Origin of the sequence: Asticcacaulis sp. (assembly GCF_051956075.1) — a bacterium.
Taxonomy (GTDB): domain Bacteria; phylum Pseudomonadota; class Alphaproteobacteria; order Caulobacterales; family Caulobacteraceae; genus Asticcacaulis.
Genome location: NZ_JBQCGA010000004.1, coordinates 1 through 12,605, shown reverse-complemented (window position 1 = coordinate 12,605; position 12,605 = coordinate 1). Strand labels below are relative to the sequence as shown.

The following is a 12,605-nucleotide window of genomic DNA, read 5'->3' as shown; positions in this document are numbered from 1 at the left end:
TTAAGCGGTCCCTGCTTTGTCTATTAATAGACGCGGCAGAGAACCTCGCCGCCGACGTTGTTTTCGCGGGCGGAGTTGTCAGACATGACGCCCTTGGGCGTCGACAGGATCGAGATGCCGAGGCCGTTCTTAACCGGCTTCAGATCTTTGATCGACGAATAGACGCGGCGGCCCGGCTTGGATACGCGGGAGATTTCCGCGATGACCGGCTGGCCGTCGAAATACTTCAGCTCGATTTCGAACTGCGGGAACTCGCCCGGCGTCTCCACGACCGAATAGCCACGGATGTAGCCTTCGTCGCGCAGGACGTCGAGGACGTGGGCGCGCAGCTTCGAAGCGGGGGTCAGCACCTTGGAACGGCTGCGTTGCGCAGCGTTCTTGATGCGGGCGATCATATCGCTGAGGGGATCGTTTACGAACATGCTAATCTCCTCTTACCAGCTCGCCTTGGTCAGACCGGGGATCTGGCCTTCGTTGCCAAGCTTGCGCAGAGCGATACGGCTCATGTGCAGCTTGCGATAATAGGCGCGCGGGCGACCGGTGACTTCGCAACGGTTGCGGATGCGGGTCGGCGCCGAGTTGCGCGGCAGCTTGGCCAGCTTCAGGCGCGCTTCGAAGCGCTCCTCAAGCGGCAGGCTGTCGTCATTGGCGATCGCCTTGAGGGCCTCGCGCTTGGCGGCGAACTTGTCCACCAGCTTCTTGACCATCTCGTTGCGGTTAACAGCGGATTTCTTTGCCATGTGTTCTCTCTCCCCGCCCTTACGAAACGAACGGGAACTGGAAGTGCTTCAGGAGAGCCTTGGCTTCCTTGTCGCTCTTCGCCGTGGTGCAGACAACAATGTCCATGCCCCACATCTGATCGATCTGGTCGTAATTGATCTCCGGGAACACGATGTGCTCCTTGAGGCCCATTGCGTAATTGCCGCGACCGTCGAACGAATTGCCGTTCAGGCCACGGAAGTCCTTCACGCGCGGCAGGGCGATGGTGATCAGGCGGTCGAGGAATTCGTACATACGATCCTTGCGCAGGGTCACCTTGGCGCCGACAACCATGCCTTCGCGCAGCTTGAAGCCGGCGATCGACTTGCGGGCGCGGGTCGGCAGCGGCTTCTGACCGGTGATGGCGGCCAGATCCTTGATCGCGGCCTGGACCTTCTTGGAGTCCGCGGTCGCTTCGCCAACGCCCATGTTCACGACGATCTTGTCGAGCTTGGGCACCTGCATTTCGTTCGTGTAACCGAACTCTTCCTTCATCGCGGCGCGGATCTTATCGAGATAGACCTGCTTGGCGCGCGGCGTGTACTTGGTGTCAGCCATTGATGACGTCTCCCGTCGTTTTGGCCACACGCACCTTCTTGTCGCCCTCAACCTTGAAACCGACGCGGGTCGGCTTGCCGTTGGAATCGACGTGCGCAACATTGGAAACGTGAATCGTCGCTTCCTTGGTGATGATGCCGCCCTGCGGGTTGGCCTGGCTCGGGCGGGTGTGGCGCTGGACCACATTCACGCCCTGAACGACCACGCGGCCTTCCGTCGGCAGAACCTTCAGGACGGCGCCCTTGCGGCCCTTGTCCTTGCCGGTCAGGACGACGACCTGGTCGCCCTTCTTGATCTTCGCAGCCATTAGATGACCTCCGGAGCCAGCGAGATGATCTTCATGTGGTTCTTGGCGCGAAGCTCGCGCGGAACCGGGCCGAAGATACGCGTGCCGATCGGCTCGCTCGACTTGTTGACGATGACGGCGGCGTTGGTGTCGAAACGGATCACCGAGCCGTCCTTGCGCTGAATGTCCTTGGACGTGCGCACGACGATGGCGCGCAGCACGTCGCCCTTCTTCACGCGACCGCGCGGAATGGCTTCCTTCACGGACACGACGATCAGGTCGCCCACCGAGGCGTAGCGGCGCTTCGAGCCGCCCAGCACCTTGATGCACATGACCCGACGCGCGCCGGAGTTGTCGGCCACTTCCAGGTTAGTTTGCATCTGAATCATGGTTCAAACTTCCCTTAGCTGGCGGTTTCGCGCGGGAGGACTTCCCACGTCTTGAGTTTCGACTTCGGCGCGCATTCGATGATGCGGATGCTGTCGCCGGTCTTGTAGGTGTTGCTTTCGTCGTGAGCATGGTAACGCTTCGACTTCCGCACCGTCTTCTTCATGACGGGGTGCAGGATCGTACGTTCCACCTTCACGACGACAGTCTTGTCGCCCTTGTCGGAGACGACCAGACCTTCGAGAATGCGCTTGGGCATGGTGGTCTTCCTTTGTTACGCAGCCGACTTCGCGGCGGCCTTCTGGGCCGTCAGCAGAGTCCGGATGCGGGCGATGGTCTTGCGGATTTCATTGACGCGGTGGGTCTTTTCCATCTGACCCGTGGCCTTTTGAAAACGCAGGTTGAACTGCTCTTTCTTGAGCTTCAGAAGCTCGTCGTGGAGCTGGTCGCTGGTGAGGCCGCGCAGGGCTTCGATCTTGCTGCTCATGTCATTTACTCCGCAGCGGCCGCGACGCCGGCGTCGAGACGGGTCACGACGCGGGTGCGAACCGGCAGCTTGGCGGCGCCCAGACGCAGCGCTTCACGCGCGATGTCGTCGGGCACGCCGTCGATTTCAAACAGGATACGACCCGGAGCGACGCGCGCGGCCCAGTAATCGACAGCGCCCTTGCCCGAACCCATGCGGACTTCGGCGGGCTTGCCCGTGACGGGCAGGTCCGGGAAGACGCGGATCCAGACGCGGCCCTGACGCTTCATCTGACGGGTGATGGCGCGACGGCAGGCTTCGATCTGACGGGCGGTGATGCGCTCCGGCTCGACGGTCTTCAGACCATACGAACCGAAGTTCAGCGAATAGCCGCCCTTGGCGTTACCGTGGATACGGCCCTTGAAGGCCTTACGGTATTTAGTACGCTTAGGAAGCATCATGGCTTAGGCCTCCTTTTGATTACGGTCACGGCGCGGGCCGCGGGGACCGCGATCCGAACGCTCGGGGCGATCGCTCGACGACGGGCCGGATGCTTCCTGAGCCCAGCGCTTATCCTGAGCCATCGGGTCGTGCTCAAGCACTTCACCCTTGAAGATCCACACCTTGACGCCGATGATGCCGTAGGTGGTCAGGGCTTCAGCGAAGCCCATATCGATGTCGGCGCGCAGCGTATGCAACGGCACGCGACCTTCGCGGTACCATTCCATACGGGCGATTTCCGCGCCGCCGAGACGGCCCGACAGGTTCATGCGGATGCCCTTGGCGCCGAGGCGCATGGCCGACTGGATCGAACGCTTCATGGCGCGGCGGAAGGCCACGCGGCGTTCGAGCTGCTGAGCGATGGACTCAGCGACCAGTTGCGCATCGACTTCCGGCTTGCGGACTTCGACGAGGTTCAGGAACACTTCGCCTTCGGTCAGGGCCGCCACGTCCTTGCGCAGCTTGTCGATGTCAGCGCCCTTCTTGCCGATCACGACGCCCGGACGGGCGGCGTAGATGGTGACGCGGCACTTCTTGTGCGGACGCTCGATGATGATGCGCGACACGCCGGCCTGAGCCAGCTTTTCCTTCAGCACCTTGCGGATCTTCAGATCCTGATGCAGGAGCTTGGCGTAGTCCTGACGCTGAGCGAACCAGCGCGAATCCCAGGTGCGGTTCACGCCCAGGCGCAGGCCGATGGGGTTAGCTTTCTGACCCATTATGCAGCCTCCTGGCCAAGTTCACGAACCACGATCGTCAGTTCGGAGAAGGGTTTCATGATGCGCGACGAACGGCCACGGGCGCGCGAAGCGAAGCGCTTCATCACAAGGCCCTTGCCCACATAGGCCTCGGCGACGACCAGATTGTCGATGTCGAGATTGTGGTTGTTCTCGGCGTTCGAGATCGCCGAATAGAGCGCCTTGCGGACGTCCTTGGCGATGCGCTTGCGCGAGAATTCCAGTTCGTTGAGCGCGCGCTGCACCTTGAGGCCGCGGATCGAGGCGGCGACCAGGTTCAGCTTTTGCGGCGAGATGCGCACCGAAACCAGCTTGGCGCGGGCTTCGTTGGCGTTCACACGGCGCGGATTAGATGTCTGCGACATGATTACCTCTTCTTCGCCTTCTTGTCCGCGGCGTGGCCGGGGAAGTTGCGGGTCGGCGAGAATTCACCCAGCTTCATGCCGACCATGTCTTCCGACACCAGCACCGGCACGTGCTTCTGACCGTTGTAAACGCCAAAGGTCAGACCGACGAATTGCGGCATGATGACCGAACGGCGCGACCAGGTCTTGATAACCTCTTTGCGGCCCGAATTCTGCGAAGCTTCCGCCTTCTTGAGAAGGTGGCCGTCCACAAAGGGGCCTTTCCATACGGAGCGAGCCATGATTAGCGAGCCTTCTTAACGTGACGCGAACGGATAATGTACTTGTCCGTCGCCTTATTGGTGCGAGTCTTGCGGCCCTTGGTGGGAACGCCCCACGGGGTCACAGGGTTACGGCCGCCGGAGGTCTTGCCTTCACCACCACCATGCGGGTGGTCGACCGGGTTCATGGCCACGCCGCGAACGTGCGGACGGAAGCCCATGTGACGCGAGCGACCGGCCTTGCCGAGGCTCTGGTTCATGTGGTCCTGGTTGGAGACAGCGCCGACCGTGGCCATGCAGCTATCGAGAACCATGCGCAGCTCGCCCGAACCGAGACGGATCTGAGCGTAACCGGCGTCACGACCGACGAGCTGGGCGTAGGCGCCGGCGGAGCGGGCCAACTGACCGCCTTTTTCCGGCTTCAGCTCGACATTGTGGATGATTGTGCCGATCGGCAGCGAGCGCAGCGGCGCGGCGTTGCCCGGCTTCACGTCCACCTTGTCGGCGGCGATGACCGTGTCACCGGCCTTCAGGCGTTGCGGGGCCAGGATGTAGGCCTTTTCGCCGTCGGCATAGGTGATCAGCGCGATGAACGCCGAACGGTTCGGATCGTATTCCAGGCGCTCGACGGTCGCGGGAACGTCCCACTTACGGCGCTTGAAGTCGATGATGCGGTACAGCTTCTTGGCGCCGCCGCCACGGAAGCGGACAGCGACGCGGCCGCCGGCGCCACGGCCGCCGGACTTGGTCAGACCTTCGACCAGCGACTTTTCCGGGCGGCCCTTGTGCAGCTCGGAACGGTCCACCAGCACGAGCTGGCGACGGCCGGGCGAGGTCGGGTTGAATTGCTTCAAAGCCATGAGTTCAATCCTTCCTTACAGACCGGTCGTGATGTCGATCGACTGGCCTTCGGCCAGGGTCACGATGGCTTTTTTGACGTCGTTGCGACGACCCATGATGCCCTTGAAACGCTTGGTCTTGCCCTTGGTGACAATGGTGTTCACCTTGGTGACCTTGACGTTGTAGATGGCTTCAACGGCCGAAGCGACCTCGTCCTTGGTGGCGTCGAGCGCGATCTTGAAAACGACCTTGTTCTGCTCGGAGAGCAGGGTGGACTTTTCCGTGATGTGCGGCGACAGCAGAACGTCGAAATTGCGAATGGTAGCAGCCATGATTATGCCTCCACCTTGAAGCGGGCTTCGATGGCCTCAACCGCCGCCTTCGTCAGCACCAGCGTGTCGCGGCGCAGAATGTCATAGACATTCAGGCCAGCGGTCGGCAGCACGTCGATATTGGGGATGTTGCGCGAAGCGAGAGCGAAGTTGGCGTCCACTTCCGGACCAGCGATGAACAGAGCGTTCTTCAGGCCCAGCTTGGCGAAGGTCGCCTTCAGCGAAGCGGTCTTCGGCGCGTCCAGCACGGCCTGATCGAGCACGATCAGCGAGCCGGCCTTGATCTTGGACGACAGGGCGTGACGCAGGCCGAGGGCGCGAACCTTCTTCGGCAGGTCGAAAGCGTGCGAACGCACGACCGGACCGAAGGCGCGCGAGCCGCCGACGAATTGCGGGGCGCGGCGCGAACCGTGACGGGCGCCGCCCGAACCCTTTTGCTTGTACATCTTCTTACCCGTGCGAGAATTCTCGTTGCGGGTCTGAACCTTGTGCGTGCCGGCGCGGCGCTTGGCCAACTGCCAGTTGACGACGCGGGCCAGGATGTCGGTGCGGATGTCTTCGATCCCGAAAACGAGATCGGACACGTCCACCGAGCCGGCCTTGGAGGCGTCGAGCTTAATGACGTCGAGTTTCATGATTATTCAGCTCCCTCTTGCGCAGGAGCTTCCTCAGCAGCCGGAGCCGAAGCTGCGGACTTGATGGCGCCAGGGAATTTCAGGCCAGCCGGAGCCGCCTTCTTCACCGCGTCGCGGATCTTGACGTAAGAGCCTTCCGCGCCCGGAACCGCGCCACGGATGAACACGAGGCCGCGTTCCGCGTCGATGCGGGCGATCTCAAGGTTCAGGGTGGTGACGGTCTCGACGCCGTAGTGACCGGCCATCTTCTTGCCGGGGAAGGTGCGGCCCGGATCCTGACGGTTACCCGTGGAGCCGTGCGAACGGTGCGAAACCGAGACGCCGTGCGTGGCGCGCAGACCGCCGAAGTTCCAGCGCTTCATGGCGCCGGCGAAACCCTTACCGATGGTCACGCCCTGGATATCGACGCGTTGACCTTCGACGAAGTGGTCCGCCGTAAATTCGGCGCCGACTTCGATGAGGGCGTCTTCGGAGACGCGGAATTCAGCGAGGATGGCCTTGGGCTCAACCTGAGCCTTGGCGAAACGTTCGCGCTCGGGCTTCGGGGTGTTCTTGGCCTTGGCCGTGCCCGCGCCCAGTTGCAGGGCGACATAGCCGTCCTTATCCTTCGTGCGTTGCGCGACGACCTGGCAGCCATCCAGCGACAACACGGTCACCGGCACGTGCTGGCCGGCGGCGTCGAAGAAGCGGGTCATGCCCAGCTTTTTAGCGATCAAACCTGTACGCATAATGAGCGCCCCTTAGATCTTGATCTCGACGTCCACGCCAGCCGACAGGTCGAGCTTCATGAGCGCGTCCACGGTTTGCGGGGTCGGATCGACGATGTCGAGCACACGCTTGTGCGTGCGGATCTCAAACTGCTCGCGCGACTTCTTATCGACGTGCGGCGAGCGGTTGACGGTGAAACGCTCGATCAGCGTGGGCAGGGGGATCGGCCCCCGGACAGTGGCGCCCGTGCGCTTGGCCGTATTGACGATCTCGCGGGTGGAATGGTCCAGCACGCGGTGATCGAAGGCCTTGAGCCGGATGCGGATATTCTGACGATCCATATCGCTCGTATTCCTGTTAGGTTGCGACTAACGCGTTCCGTGAACCATTTCAAAGACCGGCTTCGATCTCCCGAGACGGGATCACGAACGCTTAATCCGCAAAAACAAAGCCCTCGCGGTTTGTCGCCGCGTGGGCCATTTATCAAATCCGCATCTTCCCTTTAAAAAGGGCCGCCAGCGAACCTGGTGTAGGCTTGCAGATCGCGTTTGGCAGCGTCACCGCGCCACAGCCGATCCAACAGAGCGCGCTATATGCCCAAAGGACTCAGGCTAGTCAACCCCGAATGCGGCGAATCCCGGAAAAAATAAGCGCGTGATCAAAGCGCTTATGAACGCTTCGGCGCCAGGCGCATCATGGCGCGGCGCATCAGGCTCAAACCCGCCCTGCCCCACCCGGCCAGGCCGGTTTCGGTGGCGCGGATCAGGTTGACGCGGCGCTTCAGACTGAGGCGCGCCTGCTCGAAGCGCGGGCGGCCCACCGGCAGGGCGCGCGCGGTCATGTCCAGCATTTGCGAGCCGAGACGCGGCGTGTATTTGAGATTGCCTTCCAGACACCCGCCGCCGTCCGTGGTCAGGGGCGACTTGTAATCCTCGCCGCCGGTGCCGAAGTCGAAACTCTTTATACCCGCTGCTGCGCAGTGACGGATAATCGCCACGGTCAAAAGGATGCCGACGCTGTAGCGATAATAGGCCGGATCGTAGGCCGGAAACCACAGATGCACATGCGCGCCGTCGGTCAGCGAAATCTCGGCGGCGACGATCTGGCCGTCATGGCGGAACACGCCCGCGCGCAGGCCGTAATGCGGATCATCCAGCGCGGCCAACGCCGACAGCATGGCGTAGGTCCAGCCACAGTCGAAGACATCGTGCATACCGGTCTTGGCGTACTGGTCGCGCTTCAGGCGCAGCACCCAGTCCAGCACGTCGGGCGTCACGCGCTCCCAGGTGAAGGCAAAGCCGCCGAAATCCTTTTCGACATTACGTTCGCAGCGGCCTATATTCTTAAAGAACTTGTGGTGTTCGGCGTCCTGAGTCGCCCACCAGTTCTCGAAGCCGAGGCTCGTATCCGCGATACGGCGGCGGAGCGGCAGGGTGCGGGCCATGTCGCACATCGGCCCGACCCAGCCCTGAAATTCCAGACGGCGCGCGCCCGTCGCCGCCAGCAGTTCGCCGAATGGCGTGTCATAGCCGGGCGCGGCGATTACGCCATGATAATCGCTGAGCGGCGCGCCGAACGGTTGCAAGGCGCCGGAGCGGAGCTGGTACGGGAAATAGCCGACAATGCGTTCGCCGTCCCAAAAGCGCGCCACCCCGGCATTAGGAACGGACGAAGCCGCCGCCTGCACGTAACGTATATCGAAATAGGGGCCGGTCAGTTCCGGGCGCTGCGCCAGAAAGCTGCGCCACAGGCGCGCATCGTCCGCCGTTAAATCCTGCGGGCGCAAGAGTTCGGCGCGGAGAGTCGGACGCGCGGCCTGTATGTCGCTATGAGCTGTCATGGACGCAACCCTAGCACGATCAGATGACCATGGCGCTAAACGACAGGGTTAATGCGGGATTCAGGTTTTGGGGCCGATGAAGGGCTGCTGGATCGCCTTGAAGGCGTCCAGCTCCTCGCATTGCGCGCTGTGAAAGCACAGGGCGGGCCATCTGCGCCAGTCGATCGCCTCGCCATGCGCCTCACGCGCGTGACGCAGGGCGCAGCCGAGGGCGATGTCGGCGTGGGTCATGTCCGCGCCCTGCAACCAGCGGCTTTTGGCGGCGGCGCGGAGGCTTTCGAGCTGATCGAGGACGGCGGCAAGCTGCGTCTGGCAACGCTCCAGCCAGACCGGTGAATGGACCTCATGCAGGACTTTTTCGTAGAACAGGGCCACAACCTTGTCGGCGAAACCGGTGGCCAGCGCCGTATAATAGAGGGTCTGCTGGCGCGCCTCGCCCGATGCGGCGATCAGCGGCATGACCTCGGCCTCCCCGTCCCTGACCTGCTCGTCCAGCCAGTCGAGAATATAGGCGCTTTCGATCAGCACGCGCCCGTCATTGAGGATCAGAGTCGGCACGCGGCGCAGCGGATTGTGGCGCGCGATCTTGTCGCCGTCGCCGAAGGTGGACCACGGGCGATGCTTGAAGGCGAAACCGTACAGCGTCATGGCGATGGCGACGCGGCGCACAAACGGCGAATCGTACTGGCCGATCAGAATCATGGATGCGCCTCCATAAAAGCGCCAATGCCGCCGCCGCCATACCAGCCGCCGTGCGCGCACCCGGCGCAGGCGACGGCGATCAGTGCGAACAGGATAAGCTTGCGCATGAGAGTCGTCTCCAAACCCAGCGGAGCTATGAGGTCACGGTCCGGTCGGGCTTGTCAAAACAAAAGGTGGTAAAGGCCGGTTTGGCGGCGATGGATTTTGTGATACAGTGAATACACGTATTCAAAGGACGTGTTCCATGGCTACATCCATTCGTCTTGATAGCGACACCGAAGACCGGCTGAACCAGTTGGCCGCCCAAACCGGACGGACCAAGGCCTATTACTTACGGGAACTGGTCGCGCGCGGTCTTGAGGATCTTGAGGACTATTATCTGGCCGCCTCGACCCTGGAGCGCGTGCGCAAAGGCGAAGAAACGGTTCACACCGCTGAGTCCGTGAGACGCGAACTTGGCCTGGAAGATTGAGTATTCCGATACGGCGCTGAAACAGCTTAAAAAGCTGGACCGGCAAAGATAAGCGTCCCGAGCACACAGCGCCCAGGTTACGCACGATCGCCTGAATCAAGGATTCGTCGCCTGTATGCCCCTAAATATTTCGCCCCGATTTTATTGGGGCCAAGTTCTCATGTTGTCTGGTTCAAGACGTCGCCCGGTTCGTAGGTTTTACTCAATACCTTTTGTGATCCGGTAGAGGCATTGCCGTGTGTTGCTTTTTGGGTTGAGCCCTGAACAGTTGTTGCCGACGTATTGTTGAGAAGTTGCAGTGCGATGTCGCTGCCGCCGAGCGCATCTGAATTATTCTGCAAATTTGTTTGCGTGGTTTGACTTTGGGCTTCCGGCGATAAAGTGATGGTATCTTTGGGTGTCGAGGAAGACGAACCAGAAGAGGCGAAGTCGGACAAGACTTGACGAGCTTTGGATACCCAGTCTGCCCCTCCCTTTGTGGTTGCCAGACTTTTCAAACCGTCAAATTTACTATCAGTCAATTGGTCCAGAGAAGTGACGTTATATTTCTTTTGAACATTGGCGATAACTTGATTATATTGGGCGCGTAATTTCAGATTATCGCTATAATCATTTGTAGAAAGATTGGATCCCCATGTCGCAAGCTTCTGTTCATCTGGCGACATATTATCGAAATTAGCTGCTGCCTTCGACAAATTACCATTCGTGTTCAATTTGAATTGAGCATTATTTATTTTATTTATAAAGTCGTTGAACCCTTTATTACCAATCACCGCATTTCGTGCCGCACCGGCGCCACTTTTGGGATCGAGAATTAGGTTTTGAATCAGATTAAAGGCATCAAGCTGATCGGAAACGCTTGCGCTACCGTCATTCAAAGTAGCGACAGCATTTTGAACAGAATCCGTTTTCCAGGCGCTATCATTGCTGGAAATGGCTGTTGAGCTTTGCACCGTCGCTGTGGTGGAGGAAATACTATCCATAATGCTCTCCTTCTGGTCTGTACATCCTAACTTAAAGATTGTTAAGAAGGTGTTTCATACTAAGGTTGCGCCTCTCACGAGGCGCAACCCAAGGCATTATTGGAAGCTGACGCTCCAGGTTGACGTATAATCGCCTGAAGTAGAATTTTTGCTTAAAGATTCAGAGCAAGTGGCCGTGCGGCCCGAGCCATCGGTAGATTAGACACGAAAGATCAGCTTGGCGAAGCCAGAGCCCTCCATGTCGCGCGCGCGGTGGTTTGTACAGGTCAGCAAAGGATTTCACCGCAGATTGACGCAGATGTACGCAGATTTTTACGGAGTTTGCGGCAAGACGAGCGTTACCCACGGACGCGGATAGACGAATGCTTTTCGATGCGCTCAACGCCTCATCGCTCAGGCATCGACCAGCGCCGTAAAAATCTGCGTTCATCTGCGTCAATCTGCGGTCCCCCTTTCTTTCCCAACCAAATATACAAAAACCCCTGCCGGTGTTCCGACAGGGGTTTTGCATTTTGATCTTCGCCGTTTCCGGCAAACCCATAGCTCACTCAGGCGAGTTATGGGTTAAGGGGGCTTGCCCCCTTACTCGACGATCTTGGAGACGACGCCGGCGCCGACGGTGCGGCCGCCTTCGCGGATGGCGAAGCGGAGCTTTTCTTCCATGGCGATCGGGGTGATCAGCTCGACGTCCAGCTCGGCATTGTCGCCCGGCATGATCATCTCAACGCCTTCCTTCAGGCGCACGATGCCGGTCACGTCCGTGGTGCGGAAGTAAAATTGCGGGCGGTAGTTGGTGAAGAACGGCGTATGGCGGCCGCCTTCTTCCTTGGTCAGGATGTAGGCTTCGGCCTGGAACTTGGTGTGCGGGGTGATCGAACCCGGCTTGCACAGAACCTGACCGCGCTCGACGTCTTCACGCTTGGTGCCGCGCAGCAGCACGCCGACGTTGTCGCCAGCTTCGCCCTGATCCAGCAGCTTGCGGAACATTTCAACGCCCGTGCAGGTCGTCTTCTGAACCGGACGGATGCCGACGATTTCGACTTCTTCGCCCACCTTCACAACGCCGCGCTCGACGCGACCCGTGACGACCGTGCCGCGGCCCGAGATCGAGAACACGTCTTCGACCGGCATCAGGAACGGCAGGTCAACCGGACGCTCCGGCTGCGGGATGTAGGTGTCAACGGCGGTCATCAGCTCCAGAACGCGGTCCTGGCCGATGGCCGGGTCGCGGTCTTCGACGGCGGCCAGGGCCGAGCCCTTGACGATGGGGATATCGTCGCCGGGGAACTGGTACGAGGACAGAAGCTCGCGCACTTCCATTTCCACCAGTTCCAGCAGTTCTTCGTCGTCGACCATGTCCACCTTGTTCATGAACACGACCAGCGCCGGAACGCCGACCTGACGGGCCAGCAGGATATGCTCGCGCGTTTGCGGCATCGGGCCGTCAGCGGCCGAAACCACCAGGATCGCGCCGTCCATCTGCGCCGCGCCGGTGATCATGTTCTTCACATAGTCGGCGTGGCCCGGGCAGTCGACGTGGGCGTAGTGGCGGTTCTGCGTCTCATATTCGACGTGCGCCGTGTTGATGGTGATGCCGCGCGCCTTTTCTTCAGGAGCGGCGTCGATGTCGGCGTAGTTCTTCGCGGTCGCGCCGCCCGTCTTCGCCAGCGTGATCGTGATCGCCGCCGTCAGCGTCGTCTTACCGTGGTCAACGTGACCAATCGTGCCGATGTTGCAGTGCGGCTTCGTGCGGTTGAATTTTTCCTTGGCCATA

Annotated in this window: 21 protein-coding genes; 1 reads left to right on the top strand and 20 read right to left on the bottom strand. The window is 60.6% G+C overall.

The window, feature by feature from the left end; translation table 11 throughout:
* Nucleotides 1-23: 23 nt before the first annotated feature.
* From rpsH to ACTHLA_RS00910, 18 genes are all read right to left on the bottom strand, one after another.
* On the bottom strand, nucleotides 24-422 hold the full coding sequence (rpsH, locus tag ACTHLA_RS00995) for a 30S ribosomal protein S8 (RefSeq protein ID WP_440184295.1): 399 nt from the start codon (nucleotides 420-422) through the stop codon (nucleotides 24-26).
* A 12-nt stretch (nucleotides 423-434) separates the two neighbouring features.
* Nucleotides 435-740 (bottom strand): 30S ribosomal protein S14, encoded by a 306-nt coding sequence (gene rpsN / locus ACTHLA_RS00990; protein WP_440184292.1) that lies wholly within the window; start codon nucleotides 738-740, stop codon nucleotides 435-437.
* A 19-nt stretch (nucleotides 741-759) separates the two neighbouring features.
* A complete protein-coding gene (gene rplE, locus ACTHLA_RS00985) occupies nucleotides 760-1,317 on the bottom strand; it encodes a 50S ribosomal protein L5 (protein WP_440184290.1) in 558 nt (185 codons plus the stop codon).
* Nucleotides 1,310-1,624 (bottom strand): 50S ribosomal protein L24, encoded by a 315-nt coding sequence (gene rplX, locus ACTHLA_RS00980; RefSeq protein ID WP_440184288.1) that lies wholly within the window; start codon nucleotides 1,622-1,624, stop codon nucleotides 1,310-1,312. The genes rplE and rplX overlap by 8 nt, the downstream gene beginning before the upstream one ends.
* Entirely contained in the window at nucleotides 1,624-1,992 is a 369-nt protein-coding gene (gene rplN, locus ACTHLA_RS00975; RefSeq protein WP_006273901.1) for a 50S ribosomal protein L14, read from the bottom strand. The genes rplX and rplN overlap by 1 nt, the downstream gene beginning before the upstream one ends.
* A 14-nt stretch (nucleotides 1,993-2,006) precedes the next feature.
* Nucleotides 2,007-2,249 carry a 30S ribosomal protein S17 gene (gene rpsQ / locus ACTHLA_RS00970; RefSeq protein ID WP_440184285.1) on the bottom strand — a complete coding sequence of 81 codons (243 nt, stop codon included), beginning with the start codon at nucleotides 2,247-2,249 and terminating at the stop codon, nucleotides 2,007-2,009.
* Between the two features lie 15 nt (nucleotides 2,250-2,264).
* Nucleotides 2,265-2,477, bottom strand: coding sequence for a 50S ribosomal protein L29 (gene rpmC / locus ACTHLA_RS00965; RefSeq protein ID WP_440184283.1), 213 nt, complete (start codon nucleotides 2,475-2,477; stop codon nucleotides 2,265-2,267).
* Between the two features lie 5 nt (nucleotides 2,478-2,482).
* Nucleotides 2,483-2,917, bottom strand: coding sequence for a 50S ribosomal protein L16 (gene rplP, locus ACTHLA_RS00960; protein ID WP_440184280.1), 435 nt, complete (start codon nucleotides 2,915-2,917; stop codon nucleotides 2,483-2,485).
* Between the two features lie 3 nt (nucleotides 2,918-2,920).
* On the bottom strand, nucleotides 2,921-3,676 hold the full coding sequence (gene rpsC, locus ACTHLA_RS00955) for a 30S ribosomal protein S3 (protein WP_440184278.1): 756 nt from the start codon (nucleotides 3,674-3,676) through the stop codon (nucleotides 2,921-2,923).
* Nucleotides 3,676-4,059, bottom strand: a complete 384-nt coding sequence (gene rplV / locus ACTHLA_RS00950) for a 50S ribosomal protein L22 (protein ID WP_440184275.1) — start codon at nucleotides 4,057-4,059, stop codon at nucleotides 3,676-3,678. Before rplV ends, rpsC begins: the two co-directional genes overlap by 1 nt.
* Before the next feature lie 2 nt (nucleotides 4,060-4,061).
* On the bottom strand, nucleotides 4,062-4,340 hold the full coding sequence (gene rpsS, locus ACTHLA_RS00945; protein WP_440184273.1) for a 30S ribosomal protein S19: 279 nt from the start codon (nucleotides 4,338-4,340) through the stop codon (nucleotides 4,062-4,064).
* A gap of 2 nt (nucleotides 4,341-4,342) precedes the next feature.
* Nucleotides 4,343-5,179, bottom strand: coding sequence for a 50S ribosomal protein L2 (gene rplB / locus ACTHLA_RS00940; protein ID WP_440184271.1), 837 nt, complete (start codon nucleotides 5,177-5,179; stop codon nucleotides 4,343-4,345).
* Nucleotides 5,180-5,194: 15 nt separating this feature from the next.
* Nucleotides 5,195-5,491, bottom strand: coding sequence for a 50S ribosomal protein L23 (locus ACTHLA_RS00935; RefSeq protein ID WP_440184268.1), 297 nt, complete (start codon nucleotides 5,489-5,491; stop codon nucleotides 5,195-5,197).
* Between the two features lie 2 nt (nucleotides 5,492-5,493).
* Entirely contained in the window at nucleotides 5,494-6,126 is a 633-nt protein-coding gene (gene rplD, locus ACTHLA_RS00930; protein ID WP_440184266.1) for a 50S ribosomal protein L4, read from the bottom strand.
* Between the two features lie 2 nt (nucleotides 6,127-6,128).
* Nucleotides 6,129-6,854, bottom strand: coding sequence for a 50S ribosomal protein L3 (rplC, locus tag ACTHLA_RS00925; protein ID WP_440184263.1), 726 nt, complete (start codon nucleotides 6,852-6,854; stop codon nucleotides 6,129-6,131).
* Between the two features lie 12 nt (nucleotides 6,855-6,866).
* Nucleotides 6,867-7,175, bottom strand: coding sequence for a 30S ribosomal protein S10 (gene rpsJ, locus ACTHLA_RS00920; RefSeq protein ID WP_006273890.1), 309 nt, complete (start codon nucleotides 7,173-7,175; stop codon nucleotides 6,867-6,869).
* A gap of 326 nt (nucleotides 7,176-7,501) precedes the next feature.
* A complete protein-coding gene (locus ACTHLA_RS00915) occupies nucleotides 7,502-8,674 on the bottom strand; it encodes a GNAT family N-acetyltransferase (protein ID WP_440184260.1) in 1,173 nt (390 codons plus the stop codon).
* Nucleotides 8,675-8,734: 60 nt separating this feature from the next.
* Nucleotides 8,735-9,376: a glutathione S-transferase family protein gene (locus tag ACTHLA_RS00910; RefSeq protein WP_440184258.1), complete on the bottom strand. Its 642-nt coding sequence runs from the start codon at nucleotides 9,374-9,376 to the stop codon at nucleotides 8,735-8,737.
* A gap of 244 nt (nucleotides 9,377-9,620) precedes the next feature.
* Here ACTHLA_RS00910 and relB point away from each other — a divergent pair, with 244 nt between their 5' ends.
* Complete coding sequence (gene relB / locus ACTHLA_RS00905; RefSeq protein WP_440184255.1) at nucleotides 9,621-9,848, top strand: type II toxin-antitoxin system RelB family antitoxin; 228 nt, start codon at nucleotides 9,621-9,623, stop codon at nucleotides 9,846-9,848.
* Nucleotides 9,849-10,006: 158 nt separating this feature from the next.
* Here relB and ACTHLA_RS00900 read toward each other — a convergent pair whose 3' ends face one another.
* Together ACTHLA_RS00900 and tuf are read right to left on the bottom strand one after the other, a co-directional pair.
* A complete protein-coding gene (locus ACTHLA_RS00900; protein WP_440184252.1) occupies nucleotides 10,007-10,831 on the bottom strand; it encodes a hypothetical protein in 825 nt (274 codons plus the stop codon).
* Nucleotides 10,832-11,413: 582 nt separating this feature from the next.
* Complete coding sequence (tuf, locus tag ACTHLA_RS00895; RefSeq protein WP_440184249.1) at nucleotides 11,414-12,604, bottom strand: elongation factor Tu; 1,191 nt, start codon at nucleotides 12,602-12,604, stop codon at nucleotides 11,414-11,416.
* Between the last annotated feature and the right edge of the window lies 1 nt (nucleotide 12,605).

Coding starts and splice junctions, on each gene's coding strand:
- rpsH (WP_440184295.1), bottom strand. CDS start 422: ATGTTCGTAAACGATCCCCTCAGCGATATGATCGCCCGCATCAAGAAC.
- relB (WP_440184255.1), top strand. CDS start 9,621: ATGGCTACATCCATTCGTCTTGATAGCGACACCGAAGACCGGCTGAAC.
- ACTHLA_RS00935 (WP_440184268.1), bottom strand. CDS start 5,491: ATGGCTGCTACCATTCGCAATTTCGACGTTCTGCTGTCGCCGCACATC.
- rplX (WP_440184288.1), bottom strand. CDS start 1,624: ATGGCTGCGAAGATCAAGAAGGGCGACCAGGTCGTCGTCCTGACCGGC.
- rplN (WP_006273901.1), bottom strand. CDS start 1,992: ATGATTCAGATGCAAACTAACCTGGAAGTGGCCGACAACTCCGGCGCG.
- rpsQ (WP_440184285.1), bottom strand. CDS start 2,249: ATGCCCAAGCGCATTCTCGAAGGTCTGGTCGTCTCCGACAAGGGCGAC.
- rpsC (WP_440184278.1), bottom strand. CDS start 3,676: ATGGGTCAGAAAGCTAACCCCATCGGCCTGCGCCTGGGCGTGAACCGC.
- tuf (WP_440184249.1), bottom strand. CDS start 12,604: ATGGCCAAGGAAAAATTCAACCGCACGAAGCCGCACTGCAACATCGGC.
- rpsN (WP_440184292.1), bottom strand. CDS start 740: ATGGCAAAGAAATCCGCTGTTAACCGCAACGAGATGGTCAAGAAGCTG.
- rpmC (WP_440184283.1), bottom strand. CDS start 2,477: ATGAGCAGCAAGATCGAAGCCCTGCGCGGCCTCACCAGCGACCAGCTC.
- rplE (WP_440184290.1), bottom strand. CDS start 1,317: ATGGCTGACACCAAGTACACGCCGCGCGCCAAGCAGGTCTATCTCGAT.
- rpsS (WP_440184273.1), bottom strand. CDS start 4,340: ATGGCTCGCTCCGTATGGAAAGGCCCCTTTGTGGACGGCCACCTTCTC.
- ACTHLA_RS00910 (WP_440184258.1), bottom strand. CDS start 9,376: ATGATTCTGATCGGCCAGTACGATTCGCCGTTTGTGCGCCGCGTCGCC.
- rplP (WP_440184280.1), bottom strand. CDS start 2,917: ATGATGCTTCCTAAGCGTACTAAATACCGTAAGGCCTTCAAGGGCCGT.
- ACTHLA_RS00915 (WP_440184260.1), bottom strand. CDS start 8,674: ATGACAGCTCATAGCGACATACAGGCCGCGCGTCCGACTCTCCGCGCC.
- rplB (WP_440184271.1), bottom strand. CDS start 5,179: ATGGCTTTGAAGCAATTCAACCCGACCTCGCCCGGCCGTCGCCAGCTC.
- ACTHLA_RS00900 (WP_440184252.1), bottom strand. CDS start 10,831: ATGGATAGTATTTCCTCCACCACAGCGACGGTGCAAAGCTCAACAGCC.
- rplC (WP_440184263.1), bottom strand. CDS start 6,854: ATGCGTACAGGTTTGATCGCTAAAAAGCTGGGCATGACCCGCTTCTTC.
- rpsJ (WP_006273890.1), bottom strand. CDS start 7,175: ATGGATCGTCAGAATATCCGCATCCGGCTCAAGGCCTTCGATCACCGC.
- rplD (WP_440184266.1), bottom strand. CDS start 6,126: ATGAAACTCGACGTCATTAAGCTCGACGCCTCCAAGGCCGGCTCGGTG.
- rplV (WP_440184275.1), bottom strand. CDS start 4,059: ATGTCGCAGACATCTAATCCGCGCCGTGTGAACGCCAACGAAGCCCGC.